The sequence below is a fragment of the Enterobacter sp. C6 genome, assembly GCF_008122455.1.
Taxonomy (GTDB): domain Bacteria; phylum Pseudomonadota; class Gammaproteobacteria; order Enterobacterales; family Enterobacteriaceae; genus Enterobacter; species Enterobacter pseudoroggenkampii.
Map to the genome: position 1 here is coordinate 59214 of NZ_QPFW01000239.1, position 6837 is coordinate 66050.

General features: G+C 58.2%; 8 protein-coding genes. All 8 read left to right on the forward strand.

Annotated elements, in window-relative coordinates; genetic code table 11:
• The first annotated feature begins 5 nt into the window (after nucleotides 1-5).
• Nucleotides 6-809: an ethanolamine utilization cob(I)yrinic acid a,c-diamide adenosyltransferase EutT gene (eutT, locus tag DOU50_RS17450; protein WP_148769822.1), complete on the forward strand. Its 804-nt coding sequence runs from the start codon at nucleotides 6-8 to the stop codon at nucleotides 807-809.
• Nucleotides 806-1822, forward strand: a complete 1017-nt coding sequence (gene pta / locus DOU50_RS17455) for a phosphate acetyltransferase (protein ID WP_148769823.1) — start codon at nucleotides 806-808, stop codon at nucleotides 1820-1822. Before eutT ends, pta begins: the two co-directional genes overlap by 4 nt.
• A 40-nt stretch (nucleotides 1823-1862) precedes the next feature.
• Nucleotides 1863-2156: an ethanolamine utilization microcompartment protein EutM gene (gene eutM, locus DOU50_RS17460; protein ID WP_003835054.1), complete on the forward strand. Its 294-nt coding sequence runs from the start codon at nucleotides 1863-1865 to the stop codon at nucleotides 2154-2156.
• Between the two features lie 114 nt (nucleotides 2157-2270).
• On the forward strand, nucleotides 2271-2558 hold the full coding sequence (gene eutN / locus DOU50_RS17465) for an ethanolamine utilization microcompartment protein EutN (protein WP_024907592.1): 288 nt from the start codon (nucleotides 2271-2273) through the stop codon (nucleotides 2556-2558).
• Nucleotides 2559-2569: 11 nt separating this feature from the next.
• Complete coding sequence (locus tag DOU50_RS17470) at nucleotides 2570-3973, forward strand: aldehyde dehydrogenase family protein (RefSeq protein ID WP_148769824.1); 1404 nt, start codon at nucleotides 2570-2572, stop codon at nucleotides 3971-3973.
• A 12-nt stretch (nucleotides 3974-3985) separates the two neighbouring features.
• The gene (eutJ, locus tag DOU50_RS17475; RefSeq protein WP_148769825.1) at nucleotides 3986-4825 is read left to right on the forward strand and encodes an ethanolamine utilization protein EutJ; all 840 of its coding nucleotides are present in this window, start codon (nucleotides 3986-3988) and stop codon (nucleotides 4823-4825) included.
• Nucleotides 4815-6002 (forward strand): ethanolamine utilization ethanol dehydrogenase EutG, encoded by a 1188-nt coding sequence (gene eutG, locus DOU50_RS17480; protein ID WP_148769826.1) that lies wholly within the window; start codon nucleotides 4815-4817, stop codon nucleotides 6000-6002. The genes eutJ and eutG overlap by 11 nt, the downstream gene beginning before the upstream one ends.
• Before the next feature lie 27 nt (nucleotides 6003-6029).
• Nucleotides 6030-6837 (forward strand): ethanolamine utilization protein EutH (gene eutH / locus DOU50_RS17485; protein ID WP_148769827.1); only part of this gene is annotated, 808 nt, incomplete at its 3' end.

Here is a 6837-nt window from a genome sequence, read left to right on the forward strand (position 1 = left end):
GATGTATGAAGGATTTCATTACCGAAGCATGGCTCAGAGCGAATCATACGCTCAGCGAAGGGGCTGAAATTCATCTCCCCGCTGACGCTCGCCTGACGCCGTCTGCCCGGGAATTACTGGAAAGCCGACATCTGCGCATTAAGTTTATCGACGGGCAGGGCAGCCTGTTTATTGCTGACGAAGACCAGCAGCCGCAGCCGGTGCATGGGTTAACCAGCAGCGATACGCATCCACAGGCCAGCTGCGAACTGTGTCATCAACCGGTGGCGAAGAAATCTGACACGCTGACGCATCTGACGGCGGACAAGATGGTTGCCAAAAGTGATCCGCGCCTGGGATTTCGCGCCGCGCTGGACAGCACCATCGCGCTGGCCGTGTGGTTGCAGATAGAGCTTGGGCAACCGTGGCAGCCGTGGCTTTCGGATATCCGTTCGCGCCTGGGCAACATTATGCGCGCCGATGCGATGGACGAGCTGCTGGGAGCACAAGCTATCGTCGGCTTAAGTGACGACGATTTACACCGCCTTTCGCATCAGCCGCTGCGCTATCTGGACCACGACCATCTGGTGCCTGAAGCCAGTCACGGACATGATTGCGCGCTGCTTAATCTGCTGCGTACCAAAGTCCGTGAAACGGAGACGGTGGCGGCCCAGGTTTTCATCACCCGTAGTTTTGAAGTCATGCGACCGGACATCATGCAGGCGCTCAACCGCCTTTCCAGTACGGTCTACGTCATGATGATTCTGAGCGTTGCGAAGCACCCGCTGACGGTTAGCCAAATTCAACAGCGACTGGGGGAGAAACCATGATCATTGAACGTGCTCGTCAACTCTCCCACCGCTCACCTGCACGGGTGGTGTTTCCGGATGCGCTGGATGTTCGGGTACTGAAGGCGGCAAATTATCTGCATCAGCACCGTCTGGCGCGTCCCATTCTCGTCGCCAGTCCGTTTGCGCTGCGCCAGTTTGCTCTCAGCCACCGGGTGGCGATGGATGGCATTCAGGTTATCGATCCGCAAAGCAACCTGCCAATGCGTGAAGAGTTTGCGCTGCGCTGGTTGGCCCGCGCGGGAGATAAAACGCCTTCGGATGCCCGGGAAAAACTCAACGATCCGCTGATGTTCGCCGCGGCAATGGTCAGCGCGGGTAAAGCTGACGTCTGTATTGCGGGCAATCTATCGTCGACGGCCAACGTGCTGCGCGCCGGTTTGCGCATTATTGGGCTACAGCCAGGCTGTAAAACGCTGTCGTCAATTTTCCTGATGCTGCCGCAGTATCTCGGGCCGTCATTAGGGTTTGCCGATTGCAGCGTCGTGCCGCAGCCCACCGCCGCACAGCTGGCGGATATTGCGATTGCCAGCGCGCAGACATGGCAGGGGATCACGGGGGAAGAGCCGCGCGTGGCCATGCTGTCGTTTTCAAGTAATGGCAGCGCTCGCCATCCCAACGTCGCTAACGTGCAGCAGGCGACGGAGATTGTTCGTGAGCGTGCCCCGCAGCTTATCGTGGATGGCGAACTGCAATTTGATGCCGCCTTTGTTCCGGAAGTCGCCGCGCAAAAAGCGCCCGCCAGTCCGTTAAAGGGCAATGCCAACGTGATGGTTTTCCCGTCGCTGGAGGCAGGCAATATTGGCTACAAAATTGCCCAGCGTTTGGGAGGGTATCGCGCCGTTGGCCCCTTGATTCAGGGGCTTGCCGCACCGCTTCACGACCTCTCTCGCGGCTGTAGCGTACAGGAAATTATCGAACTGGCGTTGGTGGCCGCTGTGCCGCGCCAGACTGACGTGAGTCGTGAAAACGCCTCGCACACACTGGTTGTATAAGGTCCCGTTCTGGACCCCTTTGACTTAAGAGGAAAGCAAAATGGAAGCATTAGGAATGATTGAAACCCGGGGCCTGGTTGCACTGATTGAGGCTTCTGACGCAATGGTTAAAGCGGCACGTGTGAAACTGGTTGGCGTGAAGCAGATCGGTGGCGGTCTGGTCACTGCTATGGTCCGTGGCGACGTAGCGGCATGTAAAGCGGCAACAGACGCAGGTGCTGCGGCTGCACAGCGTATTGGCGAGCTGGTTTCCGTACACGTGATCCCGCGTCCGCATGGCGATCTGGAAGAAGTGTTCCCGATCAGCTTTAAAGGCGACAGCAACGACATGTAAGTCGTCCATGTGACGCCACAAATTTCATTGCTGGCGTCATCCTCTCTCCTTTTCACATTACCTTCTGCGGAGGGTAGGGGGAGGTTTTACCTGAAATATGCCACGGAGGCGCGTATGAAACTGGCAATCGTCACAGGACAAATTGTTTGTACCGTACGCCATCAGGGGCTCGCGCACGACAAGTTGCTGATGGTGGAAATGATTGATGCCCAGGGTAATCCCGACGGCCAGTGTGCTGTTGCTATCGACAGCATCGGAGCGGGAACCGGGGAATGGGTGCTGCTGGTCAGCGGCAGCTCAGCCCGTCAGGCGCACCGTCACGAATCATCACCTGTCGATCTGTGCGTGATTGGCATCGTCGATGAAGTGGTGGCTGGTGGCCAGGTGATCTTCCATAAATAAGGCAGAAAATCATGAATCAACAGGATATTGAACAGGTCGTGAAAGCGGTGCTGCTGAAAATGAAAGACAGCAGCCAGTCCGTCAGTGCCGTTCAAGAAATGGGCGTTTTTGCCTCCCTGGATGACGCAGTGACGGCAGCAAAACTGGCCCAGCAGGGGTTGAAAAGCGTCGCCATGCGTCAGTTGGCTATCGCGGCTCTTCGCGAGGCGGGCGAAAAGCACGCCAGAGAATTAGCGGAACTTGCCGTCACAGAAACCGGCATGGGACGCGTTGACGATAAATTTGCCAAAAACGTGGCGCAGGCACGCGGTACGCCGGGGGTGGAATGCCTCTCTCCACAGGTCCTGACCGGCGATAACGGCCTGACGCTGATTGAAAATGCGCCGTGGGGCGTAGTGGCCTCGGTGACGCCGTCTACCAACCCTGCCGCAACCGTTATTAACAACGCCATCAGCCTGATTGCCGCTGGCAACAGCGTGGTCTTCGCTCCGCATCCTGCGGCAAAAAAAATCTCTCAGCGCGCCATTACGCTGCTTAACCAGGCGATTGTTGCCGCAGGCGGCCCGGCAAACCTGCTGGTGACCGTTGCCAATCCGGATATCGAAACCGCCCAGCGCCTGTTCAAGTACCCAGGCATCGGCCTGCTGGTGGTGACCGGCGGTGAAGCCGTAGTGGATGCTGCGCGTAAGCACACCAACAAGCGTCTGATTGCCGCCGGTGCGGGTAACCCGCCGGTGGTGGTGGATGAAACGGCCGACCTGGCCCGCGCGGCGCAGTCGATCGTCAAAGGCGCATCGTTTGATAACAACATTATCTGCGCCGATGAAAAAGTCCTGATCGTCGTGGATAGCGTTGCCGACGAACTGATGCGCCTGATGGAAAGCCAGCATGCGGTGAAACTGACTGCGGCTCAGGCCGAACAGCTGCAACCTGTGCTGCTGAAAAATATCGATGAGCGCGGTAAAGGCACGGTCAGTCGTGACTGGGTAGGCCGCGATGCAGGAAAAATCGCGGCGACGATTGGTCTGACCGTACCAGAGCAAACGCGGCTGTTATTCGTCGAAACCTCAGCGACGCATCCGTTTGCCGTCACCGAATTGATGATGCCGGTGCTGCCTGTCGTGCGGGTCGCCAGCGTCGATGAGGCCATTGAACTGGCGGTCAAGCTTGAAGGCGGCTGTCACCATACGGCGGCGATGCATTCGCGCAATATCGACAACATGAACCGCATGGCAAACGCCATTGATACCAGCATTTTCGTCAAGAACGGACCGTGTATTGCGGGGCTTGGGCTCGGCGGCGAAGGCTGGACCACGATGACCATTACCACACCAACCGGGGAAGGGGTGACCAGCGCGCGCACGTTTGTGCGTCTGCGTCGCTGTGTGTTGGTGGACGCCTTCAGAATTGTATAAGGAGTAAAAGGGATGGCGCACGACGAACAGCGTTGGCTGACACCCAGGCTGCAAAAAGCGGCAGCGCTATGTAACCAGACGCCTGCTGCGAGCGATTCGCCGCTGTGGCTGGGCGTTGATTTGGGAACGTGTGATGTGGTGTCGATGGTTGTCGACAGTGACGGACAGCCGGTTGCGGTTTGCCTGGACTGGGCCGATGTCGTGCGCGATGGCATCGTCTGGGATTTCTTCGGCGCGGTGACCCTCGTTCGTCGCCATCTCGATACGCTCGAACAACAGCTGGGTTGCCGCTTTACCCATGCGGCAACCTCGTTTCCACCGGGAACGGACCGGCGCATTTCGATCAACGTGCTGGAGTCTGCCGGACTTGAAGTGAGTCATGTGCTCGACGAACCGACCGCGGTGGCGGACCTGTTGCAGCTCGATAACGCTGGCGTGGTGGATATCGGGGGCGGTACCACCGGGATTGCCATTGTTAGACAGGGCAAAGTGATCTATTCCGCCGATGAAGCGACCGGCGGGCATCATATTTCCCTGACCCTCGCCGGGAACCGTCGCATCCAGTTGGAGGAAGCCGAGCAGTACAAGCGCAGCAATGGCAAAGAAATCTGGCCAGTGGTTAAGCCGGTCTACGAAAAGATGGCGGAAATCGTGGCTCACCATATAGCCGGACAGGGCGTCGCTGATTTGTGGCTGGCCGGTGGCTCCTGTATGCAGCCGGGCGTTGATGAACTGTTCCGTAAGCGTTTTCCGAAGCTGCAGGTGCATTTACCCCAGCACAGCCTGTTTATGACTCCGCTGGCGATTGCAAATAGCGGAAAAGAAAAAGCGGAAGGAATCTATGCAAGCTGAATTGCAGACCGCGCTCTTTCAGGCATTCGATACCCTGAATCTGCAACGCGTAAAAACGTTTAGCGTTCCACCGGTTACGTTATGTGGACTGGGAGCGCTGAGTACCTGTGGGCAGGAAGCAAAAGCGCGCGGACTGACGCATATGTTCGTCATGGTTGATCGTTTCCTGCATCAGGCGGGGATGACCGCTGCACTGGAGCGCAGCCTGGCGATGAAAGGCGTGGCGATGACGCTGTGGCCATGTCCGGCGGGCGAACCGTGCATTACGGACGTCTGCGCGGCGGTCGCGCAATTGCGTGAATCGAAGTGCGATAGCGTTGTGGCCTTCGGCGGCGGTTCCGTACTGGATGCCGCAAAGGCAGTCGCGTTGCTGGTGACCAACCCCACGCAGACGCTGGCTGACATGACGGAGCACAGCGTGTTGCGTGCGCGTCTGCCGCTGATTGCGGTGCCAACTACCGCCGGAACAGGCTCAGAAACCACTAACGTCACGGTGATTATCGACGCCGCGACAGGACTTAAACAAGTGCTGGCCCACGCACTGCTGATGCCGGATGTGGCGATCCTTGACGCCGCGCTGACGGAAGGTGTGCCCGCACACGTCACGGCGATGACCGGGATCGATGCGCTGACGCACGCCCTTGAAGCATATAGCGCGCTGAACGCGACGCCGTTTACCGACAGCCTGGCGATTGGCGCGATTGCGATGATCGGTAAATCACTGCCAAAGGCCGTCGGCTACGGTCAGGATCTGGCGGCGCGGGAAAGCATGCTGCTGGCGTCCTGCATGGCGGGAATGGCGTTTTCCAGCGCGGGACTGGGCTTGTGTCATGCGATGGCGCACCAGCCGGGCGCTGCGCTGCATATCCCGCACGGACAGGCTAACGCCATGCTGCTGCCCACGGTAATGGGGTTCAACCGCATGGTGTGTCGTGAGCGCTTCAGCCATATCGGACGGGCGTTAACCAACAAGAAGTCGGACGATCGCGATGCCATCAACGCCGTCAGCGAGCTGATTAGTGAAGTGGGCCAGACAAAACGACTCTCTGACGTTGGGGCAAAGCCCGAGCATTACAGCGCATGGGCGCATGCCGCGCTGGAGGATATTTGTATTCGCAGTAACCCACGCACCGCCACGCAGGCCGACATTATCGCGTTGTATGCGACGGCACAATAAATACACATATGACAGGGAGTGAAGGTTATGGGAATTAACGAAATCATCATGTACATCATGATGTTCTTTATGCTGATTGCCGCCGTGGACAGGATCCTGTCGCAGTTCGGCGGTTCGGCGCGCTTCCTCGGTAAGTTCGGTAAGAGTATTGAGGGTTCTGGCGGCCAGTTTGAAGAAGGTTTCATGGCGATGGGCGCGCTGGGCCTGGCAATGGTCGGTATGACCGCGCTGGCACCCGTACTGGCGCATGTGCTTGGGCCGGTGATTATTCCGCTGTACGAAATGCTGGGCGCAAACCCGTCGATGTTTGCCGGAACGCTGCTGGCATGCGATATGGGCGGCTTCTTCCTGGCGAAAGAACTGGCGGGCGGCGACGTTGCGGCGTGGCTGTACTCTGGCCTGATCCTCGGAGCGATGATGGGGCCGACGCTGGTCTTCTCCATTCCGGTTGCGCTGGGAATTATTGAACCGTCTGATCGTCGTTATCTGGCGCTGGGCGTGCTGGCCGGTATTGTCACCATTCCAGTTGGCTGTATTGCGGGTGGTTTGGTCGCGATGTACTCCGGCGTCGAAATCAATGGTCAGCCGGTGGAGTTCACCTTTGCGCTGATCCTGATGAACATGATCCCGGTGCTGATCGTGGCCGTGCTGGTGGCGCTGGGATTGAAATTCATCCCGGAAAAAATGATCAACGGCTTCCAGATCTTCGCGAAATTCCTCGTCGCGCTGATCACCCTCGGTCTGGCGGCTGCGGTGATCAAATTCCTGCTCGGCTGGGAGCTGATTCCGGGTCTTGATCCTATCTTCATGGCACCGGGAGACAGGCCGGGTGAAG

Bases quoted from the DNA above. Each gene is read 5' to 3' on its own strand.
- eutT (WP_148769822.1), top strand. From the start codon at position 6: ATGAAGGATTTCATTACCGAAGCATGGCTCAGAGCGAATCATACGCTC.
- pta (WP_148769823.1), top strand. From the start codon at position 806: ATGATCATTGAACGTGCTCGTCAACTCTCCCACCGCTCACCTGCACGG.
- eutM (WP_003835054.1), top strand. From the start codon at position 1,863: ATGGAAGCATTAGGAATGATTGAAACCCGGGGCCTGGTTGCACTGATT.
- eutN (WP_024907592.1), top strand. From the start codon at position 2,271: ATGAAACTGGCAATCGTCACAGGACAAATTGTTTGTACCGTACGCCAT.
- DOU50_RS17470 (WP_148769824.1), top strand. From the start codon at position 2,570: ATGAATCAACAGGATATTGAACAGGTCGTGAAAGCGGTGCTGCTGAAA.
- eutJ (WP_148769825.1), top strand. From the start codon at position 3,986: ATGGCGCACGACGAACAGCGTTGGCTGACACCCAGGCTGCAAAAAGCG.
- eutG (WP_148769826.1), top strand. From the start codon at position 4,815: ATGCAAGCTGAATTGCAGACCGCGCTCTTTCAGGCATTCGATACCCTG.